This is a genomic window from Sporolactobacillus spathodeae, assembly GCF_016908935.1.
Classification (GTDB): domain Bacteria; phylum Bacillota; class Bacilli; order Bacillales; family Sporolactobacillaceae; genus Sporolactobacillus; species Sporolactobacillus spathodeae.
Genome location: NZ_JAFBEV010000020.1, coordinates 41,782 through 58,640, shown reverse-complemented (window position 1 = coordinate 58,640; position 16,859 = coordinate 41,782). Strand labels below are relative to the sequence as shown.

Sequence of the window (16,859 nt, the reverse complement as noted above, 5' to 3'; positions counted from 1 at the left end):
GTTGGATCCATTCCAATGAACAACTAGAGGATATCACGCAGTACCCGAGCTGAACAGGGATTACTATTAACTTCAAAACTAATAATACGAGGGGGAATTAAAATGATTAAAATTTTAACTGCATGTGGTGCCGGTGTGAACTCAAGCCATCAGATCAAAGATGCTTTGGAAGATGAAATGAAAAGCCGCGGCTTTGATGTATCTTGCGATGCGGTGATGATTAAGGATGTAACCGAAGAAATGATGTCCGGCTATGATATTTTTGCACCAATCGTTACGCCGGATCTCGGTTTTGAAGTCAAGATTCCAACCGTTGACTGTGGCCCGATCCTGTACCGAATTCCAGTAATGGCTCAGCCGGTGTATGACAAAATGGCAGAAACGATCAAAAGTCTGAATAAATAAGCTAAGTTTAAATTTAATGTTGTTTTTCTGACCAAAGGTAATGTGTGCGATGCCTGCGGGAACAACTGCCAGCGAGACCCGCAGATTTTTACCTGTCTGAGGCACGCGGTACGCCCCGCGGCAAGCGAACACATGGCGAGAAACGATCAAAAACAACATCAGGTTTTAACCAAGCCAATAAATAAAGAAATAATATTTTATTCCAATATCTTCGGAGAGGTGAATGAACATGGGTTCCATTATTCAACTAGCAAACAGCATTTTTAATCCGATTATTGCTCTTGGTGCTGCACCGGTCATGCTTATTGTTTTGACAATAATCGCTTTGATCTTCAGAGTAAAATGGACAAAGGCTTTGGAAGGCGGTATTCGTCTTGCAATTGCATTAACTGGTATCGGCGCCATTATCGGTATGCTGACATCGGCTTTCTCAACAGCGTTGACTGCTTTTGTCCATTCAACAGGTATTCAATTAAGTATTACTGACGTTGGCTGGGCGCCTCTAGCAACAATTACTTGGGGCTCGCCTTATACGCTATTCTTCCTGCTCTTACTTGTTCTATTAAATATTGTTATGATTTTCTTGAAAAAGACGAATACGCTTGACGTTGATATTTTCGATGTTTGGCACTTAGCATTTGTTGGCCTGTTCTGTATTTTCTCAGGTGCCAACCTGTTCATCGCGGCGGTCCTTGTCCTAGGTATCGGTAGCATGAAAATTATCAACTCTGATTTGATGAAACCGACATTTAACGATTTGATGCACAATGACAATAACCCAATGACAACGACACACATGAACTATATGATGAACCCGATTATTATGGTCCTGAACAATATTTTTGATATTATTTTCCCTTGGCTCGATAAATTCGACTTTGATGCAGCGAAACTGAATAAGAAGATCGGTTTCTGGGGCAGCAACTTTGCGATTGGTATTTATCTCGGTGTCTTTATCGGTCTGATGGCCCATCAGGATTTTAAAGCCATTTTCGTTCTCGCATTCACTGCTGGTACCTGTCTCGAATTGTTCTCACAAATCGGCAACTGGTTTATCAAAGCGGTAGAACCACTTTCTCAAGGGATTTCAGCTGTTGCAACGAAATATCTGAAAGGCCGCACATTTAACATCGGTCTGGACTGGCCATTCATCGCAGGCCGCGCAGAAATCTGGGCAGCAGCAAACGTACTCGCACCGATTATGCTCGGCGAAGCATTGATTCTTCCAGGCAACCACCTGCTCCCGCTCGGCGGTATCATCGCCATGGGCGTTACGCCAGCTCTGCTTGTCGTCACACGTGGTAAGATTATTCGTATGATTGTCATTGGCGCTCTTGAATTGCCTATCTTCCTTTGGGCTGGCACACTGGCTGCTCCGTTTGTTACACACACAGCGAAAGTTGTTGGTGCCTTCCCAGCTGGCGTTCATCAAGGTCAAATGATTTCTCAGACAACAATGGAAGGCCCTATCGAAAAATTCCTTGGCTACCTTGTTGGTCACGCAGCAGGCCAAGGCGGTGCCTACATTCTCTACGCACTCGCTGCTTGTGCTGGCTATGTCCTGCTGTTCATCTGGTATGCTTTCCAAATGAAAAAACGGAATCGTGCTTATGCAGAAGCTAAAGCAGCACAATAAGCTTACTCGCTAAATGATGAATAACAGGAACGACCTCCTATTAGAGGCCGTTCCTGTTTATTTATAAGCTATAATACTCACGACCTTTATGCGAAAATTGCAGTGGAAGTGCTCTGACGCCTTCTGGGAACAGCAGGACATGGGAGACAGCGAAGCACATGGGCTGCAAAAGAGGATTTGGCTAGGCCAATTTTTCTCATGTTCGAACAGGCATCAGCGGATCCATTCCAAGGTGACGCTCTATTCTCCGTGCGTCAAGCCTTACTTTTGGACAGCCCTTAGCGATAATGATAGTATTTAGCTGAGAATCACGATAAGAGAGTGAGCGAATCAGTATGTTGAAAACAAAGCGGCAGGAAGCTATTCTCTCCATGCTAGACGCGACAAAAATCGTTGAAGTTGTCCAACTGGCAAAGGACCTCAGAGTCACAGAAATGACGATTCGACGCGATCTAAAAGATCTTGAAGACAGCGGCCAGCTCGTTCGCGTGCACGGCGGAGCCAAAAAGGCTGGATTTTCCTCTTATACCGTCATCAGCCATGAAAAAAAAGCAAAAATACATATTGAAGAAAAACGCGAAATTGCAAAGAAATGTGCGGCATTAATTCATGAGCAAGACATCATTTTTCTCGGAAGCGGAACAACGATTGAATACATTGTCGACGTTTTGCCGGCAATCGAGATTACAATCGTTACTAATTCTCTATCCATTTTTAACCGACTCCAGGCGCAGGGCTTCCAATCACTGCTTTTGGTTGGCGGTCGTTACCGGCACAGCACCGATACGTTTTACGGGGTATTTGCAAACGACATGATCAGCCGGATAAAAGTAGCCAAAGCGTTCATTGGCACCAATGGCCTAGCAGATGTCAACGTCACGACAACGTATGAAGATGAGGGACTGAGCAACCAGCTCATTCTGGACAATGCGGAACAGCGGTATATCGTCTGCGATTATTCAAAACTAGAAATCAGTGCGCTCTATACTTTTTATAAGTTGAAAAATATCGACGCCATTATCACAGACAGCAGGATTACCGACGTCCAAAGACAGTATTACGAACGGTTTACCAAAGTTCTCTAAACGTGCAGCCTAAAAGAGAAATAGGATTTTCGGTCGCTCGTTTGTCACGGCCAACCCACTGAAAAACGTATAAGGGTAGAAAAAAGGAACGAGACAGCTACAATTAATAGATGCCTTGCTCCTTTTTTATATTGTGATCAAAAGCGTCGTTCTATTTAATACCTGAATTTTTAAGTGGTTGCGCCTTAAATCAGCCATGAATTGGTAAAGCGGCAATTCGAATGGTGTGTCGGAGCATCGGAGGCTGGTTCAATCAGTGACGCGTTGTCCCAATTGCAATTTTGGAAACCTTGATTTGCGCCACCATTTGATCAATTTTGTCCTTATCAATAAATCCAGTTCGGTCCTCCATCGCGTTCAGTGTCCCGAAGCATGCGCCATAAGCCAATGTTTTTTCTGCCGAATATCCGTTGCTGATCCCTAGGGCAAGTCCGGCAAGCATCGAATCACCGGATCCAACCGGATTTACTGCCTTCACTTTTGGCAAGGTGACTTGATAAGCCGTTCCATTCACGCAAGCAATTGCTCCCCTTGCACCTAGTGACACCACAACATAGTCGATTCCTTTTTCAGAAAGTTTAAAGGCCGCGTCGATAATCGCTTCATCAGTAGACAGCTCATGACCGATCCATCCAGCCAATTCAAATTCATTCGGCTTGATCAAGGTCGGCCCAGCTTCGATTCCAGCCAAGAGACTCTCACCGCTTGTATCCAGCAGAAATTTTTTATTCTTTTTCTTTGCCAAACGAATTAATTTTGCATAAAAATCCGGTTGGAGTCCTTTCGGCACACTGCCGGAAGCGGTAAAAACATCTGCCTGATCAAGTAATTTTTCAAAATGACGTAAGAAAGCAGACGCTTCATCAGCCGTGATTTCCGGTCCGCTTTCCAAAATTTCAGTCTGGTTACCTTCATGCATCAGCGCCAGGCAATGGCGTGTGCGACCGGAGATCGGCACAAAATTATTTTCAATGGCTGATTCATTCAGTTCTTCTTGAATAAATTCACCGGTTTTTCCGCCGAGAAATCCTGTCGCAAGAACCGGTTCGCCCGCGCATTTTAAGACACGCGTGACATTCAGCCCTTTACCACCCGCGGTCTTAATCACTTTATCACAGCGATTCACCTGGTCGATTACCAGGTGATCCAGTCTGTAATTCATATCAATTGCCGGATTCAAAGTCAACGTTACGATCATCGCTATACACCCTCTGTTAATTTTTATAAGAAAAATTTGACGAAGCCAAAAATTACGTTTCGGCTGCTCGCTTGCCGCGGGCGTCTCGCACCTGCGCTGCATTTTTATGCAAAATCTTATACAATCTTTACCTATTAGAGAATTGCTTTGGCACGTGTCTCGGGATCCAGATCCCTGCGGCTAATAAATTAGCCGGGTCATTTTTCTGTATTCGTCGACAATGCCTTGATCGATTCCTGGATCCGTAATAATCGCTGTCAATCGCTCAACTTCGTAGAACCGGTAAAAGGCTTCAACGCCAATCTTGCTGTGATCCGCAACAACATAACGCTCAGCCGCATTATTTAAAATCACTTGTTGCCCATTGCCTTCCTCTTCGTTCGCCGTTGTGACAAATGAGCCGCTGATCCCGTTTGTACCAATAAAAGCCTTGCTCACTTTGATTTCATTCAACAGTTTATTGGCAAAATAGCCGATACACGTACCGGAGCGCCGACGATACCTACCACCAATCAAGAGCAAATCAAAACGACTATCCTCTTTAAACCGCTCGAATATTGTCATCGCGTTGGTGACAATATCCAAATGCTGAATATGATCGAGATAATCAAAAATCATCTCGTTTGTCGTGCCCGGTCCAAGAAACACATTTTCATCTTCATGAATGAGTGCGGCGCATTTTTGTGCAATATGCTGTTTTTCACTGACATGAAGGCTTCGTTTTTGGTTATGCGACAGTTCTTTATAGGGCGAGCTAATTTTCTGCGCGCCGCCATGGATGCGCAAGAGTATTCTTCTGCGTTCTAAATCATCCAAATCGCGGCGGATCGTCATCTTTGCAACACCAAGCTTATCGGCCAATGCATTGACCGTCACCGTTTCTTTTTCGTTAACCATCTTGATGATTTGTTGATAGCGTTCCTCCTTTAGAATCAATAGTGTTCACCCCTCAATGTTTACTTGTTCTTTTCATTATTTTTCTCATTTGTTCTTTATGAACAATATAGCACTTTAATGAACATTTAGCAACCGCTTACAATTAAATTAAAACAGAAAAAAAGCCAGCTAAAGGCGACAATAAATTCTGGTTCGCAAGCGTTCTAGGAGACTGCTCACGCAGACGAATAAACTGTCGCCCTTTCAGGCCATGGGGGCTGGATTGAGCGCAATGCGGCGGTTCGAGCGCTCTTCGCATAGAATGACAAGTTTTTGCAAATAAAAATACCCGCAAGCCGCGGGCTTTGGTATGTATTCCGGTAGATTAACCGGCAAAGGTTTGGATAAGCAGGAAAATATTTAGCAGAACAACAACGAGTGTAATCAGCCATGAAACGGCTGTTGTTATTTTGTGATTGACGAGATTACGCATGATTCGCTTATTGCTTGTAAAAAGAATCAGCGGAATAATCGCCAGACCAATACCGAAAGAAAGGATAACCTGGCTCAAAACAAGTGCCTTCGTCGCATTCGCTCCGGAGAGAATCAGAATAATCGGCGGCAACATTGTGCAGACCCGGCGAATAAAGACCGGAATTTGCATGCGCACAAAACCCTGCATCATGATATCACCAGCGAGCGTACCAACCGATGAACTGGACAATCCAGCAGAAAGCAGACCGACACCGAAAAGCAGCGCGGCGCTTGGCGCTAAGTAATGACCAAAACCGTGAAACGCCACCGTTAAATCCGCAATCACTTCCCTGCCAAAAAATGTTGAGCCGGCAACGGTTAGCATCAGCGCGTTGATGATTCCAGCGATTATCATCGCAATCAGAATATCGATAAGTTCAAAGTTATAAATTTTCTTCCGTTCCGCCGGCGTCTGCCCAATCACGCGCCGGCAGGTCAGCCCCGAATGCATATAAATCGCGTGTGGCATCACGGTCGCGCCGAGGATACCAGCGGCCAGCAAAATACTGTTCGTCCCTTGAAACGTTGGCACAAGCCCCCTGGCGAGCGCTGAGAATTGCGGCATCGCTAGCAGAAGCTCGCAACTGAATGCAATCACAACGATAAACACCATACTGGCAATCACCATTTCCAGCGGCCGAAACCCCTTGATCTGAAACATCAGAATCGCCAACGCGCATACCGCTGTCAGAAGCGCGGAGGGAATCATCGGCAACCCGAAAACGAGGTGAAATCCTAGCGCGGCCCCGATAAATTCAGCCAAATCCGTCGCCATCACCATAATCTCGCCTTGAATCCAGTAAAACAGCGACACACCTTTTGGCCATTCTTGTCGAATCATTTCCGGCAGATTCTGCGATGTCGCAATGCCAAGTTTTGCCGAAAGACTTTGCACGACGATAGCCATAATATTTGAAACAATGACAACCCATAGAAGTTTGTAACCAAACTGAGATCCAGCTTGGATATTCGTTGCATAATTTCCGGGGTCAATATAAGCGACCGCGGCAATAAATGCGGGACCCATAAATGGCAGAAACTGCCGCCAACCTGTTTTCGTTCCAAGCGCTCCCTGAAAGGATTGCGACTGACTGGCTTCTTTCTTCGTTCTGAGCGCCGCCGGTTCCGGACCACCCTCGGCTGCTTCGCTTGCCAGTGGCACGTGCATTCGGCCGCTCTGCCGATCAGACATTACATCCTCTCCATTCTCTTTATGAACATTTGTTTCCTACGTACAACATACTCTGTTATTAACTTACGATATTTTGCCCACTTTTTCAACCGTAAGAAAACAAATTTCTCACCGTAATCGGCTCTCCAATGAAAAAAATATATTTCCAGTCATTTAAATTTTTCCAATGAGTGCTAACGATTGCTACACTTTTTCACAAAGATCATAAAAAAAAAAGCGGTTCACTGCGCCGCCTTATTGTTCCTATCTAATTGAACACGTTTCCTATGTGGCTCTCCGATCAAACGGTAATCGAACAAAGCATAAATAGAGAAAAATAAAGGCGCAAAGCGTGCCATAGAGCGGATACAACGTGCTAATTAGGGACGTGTACCCCGCCTGTCCAAGCAAGTAGGCGAAGACAACCAAAAGGATCAGCGCTTTGCCCGGACTCAGCCGCTCAGGGAAAGCGCTGTGGAGCTGACGAGACAGGCCGAAAACATTGCCGACAAACGTGGTCAGAATCTCGCCGAAAATGACGAGTGCAAAACCGCCGTGCATGGCGGTGCCGAGCGGTCGGACGAGCTCAGCCATCGGCATTTCATAGAGGAGCGTCTGCGGATGCGCCAAAAGCAGAAGATGAGCCATGATCAAAAGCAAACCGAGTCCGATACCGCCGAGCCATCCCCCGACGCGCAGCACACGTTCATCGTTAATATCATTGGCGAGCGGCACAAGCACCACAAGCGAAGTTAATAAATTGAACGCGGCATAGCGGACTGCAGACAATAAACTCGGACTGTTCCATGCATCAGGCATAGAAAACACAAGTGCCTGAGGATTCGCCGCAAAAGTGAAGCTGACATAGAGAATCAAAGCCGGAACAACGAGCGAATTGATCCAAAGCAGACCGCGCACACCGCGCACCAGGAAAAAGCTGCTGACCAATAGGACGAGCAGCATGCCTGTCTGCCGCCCGCCCGCCAAATGTTCATGGAAAACAGCGCCTGAACCGGCAAGCATCACGCCTGTGATCCCAAAGATGATCAGAAACAGCAATAATTCAATCACCTTGCCGATTTTCTCGCCAAATAGATGATCCAGCAATTCATTGAACGAATAAGCCCGAATCCGATGGGCGTAAACCATCATTTTTGTTCCCATCCAAGCCATCAGAAGCGCGCTGATCACGGCGCCAATTGTCCCCCATTCGCCGTATCGCGTAAAGAATTGAATGATTTCCTGTCCGGAGGCGAAGCCGGCGCCGACAACGGTTCCGATATAGGTCGCGGCGACTTGCAAAATCCTTATTTGCTTATTCATCGTCCCGCCTCCAGAAAGTTTAATCGCTCCTCTGATCGTATGCGCCGCTTGTCCCGCTCATGCCGTTCTTTCACGGAGATTGGTGTGCAAAAGCCCTGCATTCGATCATGCGGCACAGATATCGACCCATGAAAGTTGAGATTGAAACATCGACGACCATTTCTCATTTTTTTACAACCACTTCTTTTAACAACTACTTTGATCAACCTCTTTACTTTTCGCGCCTAAATCTCTAAACTGTAGGAGTATTCTATTTTGAAAGGGGAGAGGCATTATGACGATGACCAATCGAGACAAGCTGATTGCAGGATGCTGCCTGTCCCCTTCGAACGACTGAATTTCTTCGGTTAACGATTAAAAAGGACGGGCAGCGCGCAGGCACTGATCCCGTTCTTTATTTGCGTTTAGAGAGTGAGAGCGGACCGTGCGGGCGGTCTTTTTTTTGCGCACTTTTCACACAAAAATCGTTTAACCGGAGGAATCTCAATTGGATCAACTAACAAATTATGGATGGGCCGTGATGCAGCAAAAACAATCACTGCCCGTCCTTCCTGAAAAAACATTTCCTGCCCGCGTGATCTCTGAATACCGCGGCCAATATAAAATTATGACAGAAAGCGGACCGGTACGCGCCGAAATATCCGGCAAACTGCGGCACAGCGCCAGACAGCGGAGCGATTTTCCAGCAATCGGCGACTGGATTCTTGCTACCTTTTGTCCCGATCGGTCATTTGCAATCATCGAACAGTTGCTACCGCGTTACAGTTGTTTTTCGCGGAAAGCGGCTGGCTTGTCAACCGAGGAGCAAATTGTTGCCGCCAATATCGATATCGCCTTCCTCGTCATGGCGCCTGGGCGCGACTTTAATTTGCGCCGACTCGAACGTTATTTGACGACCGCTTGGGAAAGCGGCGCAAATCCGGTGATTGTGCTCAGCAAGGCTGATACATGCGGCGATCTCTCGGAAGAAATCGCAGGAGCAGCATCTGTCGCTTTTGGTGTGCCAATTTATGCTGTCAGTGCGTTGCAAAACCGCGGGCGAGAGGAACTGCTCGCCTGTCTCAAGCCTGGAGAAACAGCTGTTTTCCTCGGCTCATCCGGTGCTGGCAAATCAACGTTAACCAATTGGCTCTGCGGGAAAGCGGTGCAAAAAGTGCATGCGGTGCGTGAGCGTGACACACGTGGGCGCCATACAACAACAAGCCGTGATCTCCTTCTACTCCCGTCCGGCGGGATCATCATTGATACCCCCGGCATGCGCGAATTGCAGCTTTGGACTGCTTCGGATGGAGCATTCAGCCAAAGTTTCGCCGATATTGACCAACTGGCCCAAAACTGCCATTTTAGCGATTGCAGCCATCAAAGCGAGCCCGGCTGCGCCGTTCAAGCAGCGCTCCTATCAGGCGCCCTTGATCTCGGACGTTGGACGAGTTATCAGAAATTACAGCGTGAACAAGCCTTCCTCAAACGCAAAATCGATAAGCGCGCCTTATCCGCCGAAAAAGAGCGCTGGAAGAAAATCAGCAAACAGATGCGGCGTCATTGAATTCAATACGCCAACATCAACTATTTTAAGGATGTGATGTTTTGCTCCGAGAAGCAGCAAGCGATGATTTCGATCAAATTTACGCGTTAATGACGCGTTCTTTCCCAAGCGAAGAACTGCGCAGCGCCAATGCTGCACGGGAATTGCTCGTGCAGTCCAATTATCATCTTTTAAAAGTACAAAACACCGATCAGAAGCTGACAGGATTTTTCGCCTATTGGACTTTCTCCGATTTTTATTTTCTCGAGCATTTTGCCGTTGACCCATCCACCCGTGGCCAGGGTCTCGGCACAATGATGCTCTACGAATTGCTGCAGCGCTTGGCCGGTGACTGGTTGCTTGAGGTCGAAGCGCCAAAAAATTTGCTTGCGCGGCGCCGGATCCAATTTTACGAACGCTGCGGTTTCATCGCTCATTCGTTCGGCTATAATCAACCGTTGATGCAACATACCGCCAAGATGCGCGCAGTTCCTTTGAAAATTATGACCAACGGCACAAATTGGACGCTCCCGAGACTGATTACGGCCAAAAAACAAATAATGGCCGATGTGTATTCATGTGCTCAATCGAAAAGCAGGCAGGATGCTTGAATCCAGCCTGTTTTTTTTCATGGTCTGCTTAATCCGATTATTGAACGGGCTCATTTTTCGCGCAGAAATCGCACTCTATACCTGTTCCTTGTCACTTTGGGATAAAAACAGCATGAGATTCAAACGGTTTTTTTTAATAAATACAAGACGCGCCGATGATGATCAGCAAAATGAATAAAACAACGACTAGTGCGAATCCTGAATTGAGGCCGAAACCTGCTTCAGCACCCATGATCCCATCACCTCCCAAATTTTATCCCTATCATCCTATGCGCATCTAATGATGACGTTCGCCCATTTTTTTGTGCTACAATGAGGGAAAATCCTATACGTTTGATTTGGAGGCTTTAGTTTGGAAAATTTCAAAAAATTATTGGATAATTATGCATCGATTGCGATTCAATTCGGTTTAAATGTTCAAAAAAATCAGGATGTCATGATCTTCGCGCCAATTGAATCCCCTGAATTTGTTCGACTGGCAGTGAAAAAAGCCTATGAGGCTGGCGCAAAAAATGTGTTCGTCGAATGGTCCGATGAACCGACGACCCGCATTCGTTTCGAAAGCGCGCCGGACGCTGCATTCGAAACCTATCCAAACTGGCAGAAGCAAACCTATCAGGAATTGGTCGACGCCAACGCTGCCTTTCTCTATATTTACTCGCCGAATCCCGAACTGCTAAAAGGTATTGATCCAGCGCGGATTGCGACCTGGCAGAAAACCAATGCGACTGCCAACAAAAAATTCATGGATGCCAAAATTGGCGCTGTGGTCAGCTGGACAATCGTGTCTGTGCCGACCGAAGCTTGGGCAGCAAAAATTTTCCCTGATCTGCCAGAAGACGAACGTATCGAAGCACTTTGGCAACAAATTTTCACCATCACCCGTACCAACCAGGACGATCCATCGGTAGCCTGGCAGAAGCATCGCGATAATCTCTCAGAAAAGCTGAACTATTTCAATGAAAAACGTTTCAAAGCGTTGCACTACCGCGCACCAGGCACCGATTTGTCGCTTGAGCTGCCGGCGGAACATCTCTGGGTCGGCGGCGGCATGACCAATAGTCAAGGCGTCCCGTTTCAGCCGAACATTCCAACAGAGGAAATTTTCACGATGCCGCTGGCGACCGGTGTCAACGGTACAGTAGCTAGCACAAAACCCCTGAATTACGCCGGCAATTTAATCGACCATTTCTCGGTTACCTTTAAAGATGGACGGATTATTGATTATCAGGCGGAACAGGGCTACGAGACATTGAAACAGATCATCGAGACAGACGAAGGCTCACATTTTCTCGGTGAAGTCTCGCTCGTTCCTTTTCATTCGCCGATTTCTGAAACCCATTTAATTTTCTATAACACCCTCTTCGACGAAAACGCCTCCTGCCATTTGGCGATTGGCGCTTCCTATCCGTTCAATTACCGCGGCGGACGACAAATGAGCGAAGCAGAACTGAAGGAAAAAGGAGCGAACTCGAGCACGACCCATGTCGATTTCATGGTCGGTTCCGCTGAGCTGGAAATCGACGGCGAACTGCCTTCTGGTGCGCGCATCGCCATTTTCCGCAACGGCGATTGGGCGATTTGACTCTTTGATACAGCGATTAGAAAAACTTGGCTCAGCCAATGTCCTAAGGACATGGCTGAGCCTTAGTTGTTACAGATGCTATACTACAGAATGCAAAAAAAACGCCTGAACGGCGTTTTTCCCTAACTTCACTACCAAAAAAGCTGCCTCGGAAACTGAATCTGTTTCGAGGCAGCTTTTATCTCGACTAAATTTTGAAGCGTCTGATCGCTGCGCGCATAGTCTCTGCTTGCTTTTCAAGATCCTCAGCCAGATGGTTTAATTCTTCCATGGCTGCAGTCTGTTCCTGAATGGAAGCGCTGACTTCCTCCGTGCTCGCCGCTGTTTCTTCGCTTGTCGAAGCAATCGTTTGCGAGCCTTGACTAATCTGGACGATATGTCCATTAACGGAACGAATCGATTCAGCAATTTTCTCGATGCCAGCAACGCTTTGGTCAATCGTCTGGTCAATTTCCTTAAAGGCTTCGTCAGACTCGCGGACGGCTTGACCCTGGCTCTGCAGCATCTCGCCTGTCATTTGACCAAGGGCAACAGCGTTTGCCGTCTTTTCCGTCACTTCTTTGATCGTCTCGCTGACTTGTTTCAACGAGCTATTCGTTTGCTGGGCCAATTTGCGAATTTCTTCGGCGACGACCGCAAACCCTTTGCCGTGTTCGCCAGCGTGAGCGGCTTCGATACTCGCGTTCAGCGATAACAGATTGGTCCGCCGTGCAATTCCATCAAGTACCGTGACGATCTGCGTAATATTCTGCGCGCGCTGCTCAAGTTCCTGAACCGCTTGAATAATCTGTTCCGTCGCATCCGATGAGGCCTTTGATTGTTCAGCCAGCTGACTCATGATCTTTTGCCCGTTTTTCGTCGTTGTGCTCATTTGCACCGATCCTTGCAGAACCTCGTCGCTGTGTTCTTTCATCATTTTGAACTCGCGTACAAGTGTGTCAATCGAATTCTGATTCTCATCGAGCGCTGCCGACTGATTAGCTGCTCCTGCGGAGATTTGCGTCACCGTTGCACTGATCTCATTCGCCGAAGCCACATTTTCTTCGGCGCTGGCGACAAGGGTTTCTGAAGCGGCTTTCATTTGATCGGAAACTGTATTAACTTGCTGGAACGCCTTTCGATTTTCACGGGCCATCTCATTAATGCTGCGCATCAGTCCGGCCAATTCATCATTGCCGACAACTGGAATGGCAACAGTCAGATCTCCGTGCTGCACCCGTTCGGAAGCCTGCTGAATGGTGCGCACACGGACAATTATCCTTCTCAGCAAATAATTCGTGAGCAGGACAGCAATAATTAAAATGATGATTACAGTCAGTGCCGATGGCAGCGCAATTAGATTGGCATTTTGACTAATCTCGCCTTTATTAATGATGCCGAGGAGCACCCAACCGGTCGTTTGGTTGCGTTCGAAACTAATTAACCTCTCTTGTCCATCAATTGGCGCGTAAAATAGACCATTTTTACCCATCTTCATTAATTGCTTATAAAAATCCTGGTGGATCACATTCTTGCCGATATCCTTTTTATCCGGTGAAGCGATATAATTACCATTTTTATCCAGAAGAACAGAATAACCGGTTTTTCCGTATTTTGCATTGCTGACTTCATTAACAATGTTTTGAATATACAAATCCATTTTCATCACGCCGCGCACCGTGCCATTGCTTTTCACTTCCTGCACGACACTGACAACCTGCTGTTTTAACACGGGGTCGTTGTACGGGCTTGTCCAGTATGAATTACCGTTTGCATGGAGCCCTTCTTGATACCATTCTTCTTTCGTCGGATCATAACCCTGATTGAAAAAGTAAAGTGGCGCGCGAATGGTATCCTTATTTGCCGCGCCATATGTAATCGCCTGATACTTCGTGTTCGCGTCCAATAAGTTCTGAAACATCGTATTAATCGACGCTGTGTTTTTTTTCGGATTGTTCAATAAAGGACTCGCCCCGAATTGACGGACATTTGCCTCAGCGTCACTAAAATACGTATCAAAACTACGATTCGTCGCTTTCAGTTGCTGCTGGGTCGATTGAATCAGCTGATCCTTAGTCATCTTTTCGCCATAGAAATAGCTGAACAGCCCGCCGATTAAGCCGACAACAACGATTGTCGTAATAAAAGGAATGAGCATCTGCTCTTTCAGACTTCGATTTAGCAAAGCCTTCTGGGAAAAGAATTTTTCCAGCAAATTGTAGCGCTGGAATCTTGACGCAGCGCTTGCCGTCTTCTCCTCTTTTTCATCAGCCGCGGCATCTGTCACTGGTTTCTTCCTGCTGCTTTTGACATGCATTTTCATGAATAAAAGCCCACCCCGCTCATATGAATAACTTCATTTCTTGCTGCCGGTTATCCGTCTATTTATTTATCACTATGTTCCTAGTATCGGAATATTTTCGCTAAATGTTAACAAAGATTAGGCCGCGCCCTGTCCTAATTTTTCTTCAATTGTGCTTCGGATGCTCGCCTGCTGCGGGCGTCTCGCGACCTTCGCTGCATTTTTCGCGCAAAATCTTATACATTCTTATCTTTTGAAAAAATCATCGGCTTTCTTTATCACAAAATTCACCAATTTGATCAGCCGTGCATCGCCCGATCGTGCGCGTAAAAGTCAGGTTTGCTGCTTGTATAAAAGAATCGGTAATAGACATCGAGAAGAAAAATCACAAGCATCGCCAGAATCATGCCAGTCAGATCAAAGGTGCATGCGTCAATCAAATGGCCGGTTCGTCCAGCGACGAACGTCTGGTGCCACTCATCAAAAACCGCGTAACAAAAAGCAATCGCCGGGCCGCTCAAATAACAGAGACCGCGCGGCATCACAGTGGTCATAAACAAATTGATAAGCATAAACGTCAGCAAAAAATATTCCGATATATGGCTCGCCTTGCGAACGACGAATTCAAAGAATGCGTAGGGGTCCGTCGACGTGATCCATTCCCCACCATAATTGAACGAAATATGTGGAAATGTCTCAGACGTCCACAGCAAATGCGCTTTTAAGAACGGCTGAATGTCCTGCTGGGAATAGGGTGTCGCCGATCCTTTATAAATAATGGCTAGCATACCGACAATCATAATTGTCCAGAACCAAAACGCTCGCTTGTTTCTCAGCATGTGGCACTCCTTCTATTCGTTGATGTCTCGCGTCACGTCTCATTGACGCCGCCTAGAATTAGCTAGTTAATCATTTCATTAACAAATTTTAAATATTTACAAAAACTTAACTCTATATTATCACACCGAAAAAAATTTCGATCAATAAATTTTTTAAGGATAGATTTATGTTCCATCAAAGATCGCAAAGTGCGATACCGCTGGCCTTCCGAACCATGAATAGATATGAAGGGAATGTTCAAGCTAAAAGATGAAAAAGGAGGCGCGACATGAATAAAGAACAAGAATTCACGCACCAGTTTAAAAATCGTGATCATACCGGAGAACATAGAAACGGCCGGTTGGCCAGGGAAAAAAATAGCAATTCCGGCCACTCCGGCGTTCCAAATGAGTATGTTCACGATAAAAAGGAAGACTGAGGTCTCGTTAGTCGTTTAACCCAGCGATCCGGTTCGCTTGCTCTAAATAGGCGGCCCGGATTTTTTGCGGCACCATTCCGCCGCCGGTCGCCCAGAATAGATGCGCGGCTTGATTCATTTTTCCGCTGAGGCCGTTTGCCTCGATAAAGCGGCGGCCTGCATCCGTACCGAGCAAGAGACCCGGCCCAAGAAGCCCCGCCGCTGCCGAAGGTTCGACTTGCTGCGCTTCACTATCAGCGAGCCACTTGAGCCCGCGAAACAGCTGGCGATCCGTCACGGTCATGCATCCGGCGACAAGCGAGCCCGCCGTCTTGCCCACAAAAGCCGAAGGGCGCGGCACAGCGAGTCCATCCGCAGCTGTCCGATTGTCCAAACCGAAATCAAAAACCGACACTTGTTCGTTCAAACCGGTCAAGAGACCGAGCAGAAAACAAGGTGACGCAACTGGTTCAACGAAGAACGGATGCACCGCATCACCTAAAATTTGTTTCAAGCCGAACGCCACACCGCCTGGACCGCCGCCGACCCCGCACGGCAAATAGACAAACAGCGGATGGTCGGCATCCACCATAAGTCCAGCCTCATCCAGCTGCGCTCTTAACCGCTCTGCTGCGACTGCGTAACCGGCGAATAAATCGTGCGAGGATTCATCATCAATAAAATGGCAGCGCGGATCAGCTGCCGCCGCCTGCCGCCCTGCCGCCACAGCAACGCTATAATCGGCCGCATATTCACGAACCAGTGCCCCTTTTTCCCGAAGCAAATCTTTCTTCCACTGCTGCGCATCACGTGACATATGCACCGTCGTTCGAAAACCGAGTTTCGCTGCGACGATGCCGATACTCAGCCCGAGATTGCCCGTCGACCCGACAGCGATTGAATAGCCGCTGAAAAAGCGCCGGCACGCGTCGCTCGCAAGCCGGGCGTAATCATCGGATTCAGTCAGCAATCCAGCCCGCAGCGCCAACGTTTCCGCCGTCTTCAGCACCTCATAAATACCGCCCCGCGCCTTAATTGATCCGGAAATCGGCAGCAGATTATCTGCCTTCATCAGCAAGCGTCCCGGAATAACCGTCCCCACCTCTGCCGCGAGCTTCTCCTGCAACGCCGCCGTTTCGAGTAGCGGCGATTCAATAATCCCCTGCGCAGGCGCGGTCTCTGGAAACGCCACTTTGATATACGGTGCGAACCGACTCAAGCGCCGATCCGCTGCAGCAATCTCCGCCGGATCGAACGCAGACGACTCCGCCGGCTGCCCGTAATCTGGGTTCAACCAGCAGACCTCCTGCCGCGCCACAACACGTTTGAGAACAGGATACTCCCGTAGCCAATCATCCAGCGGTTTACCGCTGATTTGAGCACGCATCGCCA

General features: G+C 47.4%; 15 protein-coding genes. 7 read left to right on the top strand and 8 right to left on the bottom strand.

Going from position 1 to position 16,859, the window contains the following annotated elements:
* The first annotated feature begins 102 nt into the window (after positions 1 to 102).
* The 3 genes from JOC27_RS10290 (at position 103) to JOC27_RS10280 (ending at position 3,126) form a co-directional block, all read left to right on the top strand.
* Positions 103 to 405 (top strand): PTS sugar transporter subunit IIB, encoded by a 303-nt coding sequence (locus JOC27_RS10290; RefSeq protein ID WP_205007201.1) that lies wholly within the window; start codon positions 103 to 105, stop codon positions 403 to 405.
* 229 nt (positions 406 to 634) lie between these two features.
* Complete coding sequence (locus JOC27_RS10285; protein WP_205007200.1) at positions 635 to 2,041, top strand: PTS transporter subunit IIC; 1,407 nt, start codon at positions 635 to 637, stop codon at positions 2,039 to 2,041.
* A gap of 335 nt (positions 2,042 to 2,376) precedes the next feature.
* The gene (locus tag JOC27_RS10280) at positions 2,377 to 3,126 is read left to right on the top strand and encodes a DeoR/GlpR family DNA-binding transcription regulator (RefSeq protein WP_205007199.1); all 750 of its coding nucleotides are present in this window, start codon (positions 2,377 to 2,379) and stop codon (positions 3,124 to 3,126) included.
* A gap of 253 nt (positions 3,127 to 3,379) precedes the next feature.
* Here the strand turns inward: JOC27_RS10280 and pfkB are convergent, their stop codons facing one another.
* The 4 genes from pfkB to JOC27_RS10260 form a co-directional block, all read right to left on the bottom strand.
* Complete coding sequence (gene pfkB, locus JOC27_RS10275; RefSeq protein ID WP_205007198.1) at positions 3,380 to 4,324, bottom strand: 1-phosphofructokinase; 945 nt, start codon at positions 4,322 to 4,324, stop codon at positions 3,380 to 3,382.
* 180 nt (positions 4,325 to 4,504) lie between these two features.
* On the bottom strand, positions 4,505 to 5,260 hold the full coding sequence (locus tag JOC27_RS10270) for a DeoR/GlpR family DNA-binding transcription regulator (protein ID WP_239530249.1): 756 nt from the start codon (positions 5,258 to 5,260) through the stop codon (positions 4,505 to 4,507).
* A 325-nt stretch (positions 5,261 to 5,585) separates the two neighbouring features.
* Positions 5,586 to 6,926, bottom strand: coding sequence for an Nramp family divalent metal transporter (locus JOC27_RS10265; protein ID WP_415641073.1), 1,341 nt, complete (start codon positions 6,924 to 6,926; stop codon positions 5,586 to 5,588).
* Between the two features lie 264 nt (positions 6,927 to 7,190).
* A complete protein-coding gene (locus JOC27_RS10260) occupies positions 7,191 to 8,228 on the bottom strand; it encodes a YkvI family membrane protein (RefSeq protein WP_205007197.1) in 1,038 nt (345 codons plus the stop codon).
* A gap of 487 nt (positions 8,229 to 8,715) precedes the next feature.
* Here JOC27_RS10260 and rsgA point away from each other — a divergent pair, with 487 nt between their 5' ends.
* Positions 8,716 to 9,774, top strand: coding sequence for a ribosome small subunit-dependent GTPase A (gene rsgA, locus JOC27_RS10255; protein WP_239530248.1), 1,059 nt, complete (start codon positions 8,716 to 8,718; stop codon positions 9,772 to 9,774).
* A 41-nt stretch (positions 9,775 to 9,815) separates the two neighbouring features.
* Positions 9,816 to 10,364, top strand: a complete 549-nt coding sequence (locus tag JOC27_RS10250; RefSeq protein WP_205007196.1) for a GNAT family N-acetyltransferase — start codon at positions 9,816 to 9,818, stop codon at positions 10,362 to 10,364.
* Positions 10,365 to 10,497: 133 nt separating this feature from the next.
* On the opposite strand, the gene JOC27_RS10245 is transcribed toward JOC27_RS10250, so the two are convergent.
* Positions 10,498 to 10,596, bottom strand: a complete 99-nt coding sequence (locus tag JOC27_RS10245) for a YjcZ family sporulation protein (RefSeq protein ID WP_205007195.1) — start codon at positions 10,594 to 10,596, stop codon at positions 10,498 to 10,500.
* 120 nt (positions 10,597 to 10,716) lie between these two features.
* Here JOC27_RS10245 and JOC27_RS10240 point away from each other — a divergent pair, with 120 nt between their 5' ends.
* Positions 10,717 to 11,949, top strand: a complete 1,233-nt coding sequence (locus JOC27_RS10240) for an aminopeptidase (RefSeq protein ID WP_205007194.1) — start codon at positions 10,717 to 10,719, stop codon at positions 11,947 to 11,949.
* A 187-nt stretch (positions 11,950 to 12,136) separates the two neighbouring features.
* On the opposite strand, the gene JOC27_RS10235 is transcribed toward JOC27_RS10240, so the two are convergent.
* Both JOC27_RS10235 and JOC27_RS10230 read right to left on the bottom strand, forming a co-directional pair.
* Positions 12,137 to 14,251 (bottom strand): methyl-accepting chemotaxis protein, encoded by a 2,115-nt coding sequence (locus tag JOC27_RS10235; RefSeq protein ID WP_205007193.1) that lies wholly within the window; start codon positions 14,249 to 14,251, stop codon positions 12,137 to 12,139.
* A 278-nt stretch (positions 14,252 to 14,529) separates the two neighbouring features.
* On the bottom strand, positions 14,530 to 15,069 hold the full coding sequence (locus JOC27_RS10230; RefSeq protein ID WP_205007192.1) for a VanZ family protein: 540 nt from the start codon (positions 15,067 to 15,069) through the stop codon (positions 14,530 to 14,532).
* Positions 15,070 to 15,338: 269 nt separating this feature from the next.
* Here JOC27_RS10230 and JOC27_RS10225 point away from each other — a divergent pair, with 269 nt between their 5' ends.
* Positions 15,339 to 15,488 carry a hypothetical protein gene (locus tag JOC27_RS10225; RefSeq protein ID WP_205007191.1) on the top strand — a complete coding sequence of 50 codons (150 nt, stop codon included), beginning with the start codon at positions 15,339 to 15,341 and terminating at the stop codon, positions 15,486 to 15,488.
* A 7-nt stretch (positions 15,489 to 15,495) separates the two neighbouring features.
* Here JOC27_RS10225 and JOC27_RS10220 read toward each other — a convergent pair whose 3' ends face one another.
* Positions 15,496 to 16,854 carry a D-serine ammonia-lyase gene (locus JOC27_RS10220; protein WP_205007190.1) on the bottom strand — a complete coding sequence of 453 codons (1,359 nt, stop codon included), beginning with the start codon at positions 16,852 to 16,854 and terminating at the stop codon, positions 15,496 to 15,498.
* Positions 16,855 to 16,859: the final 5 nt, after the last annotated feature.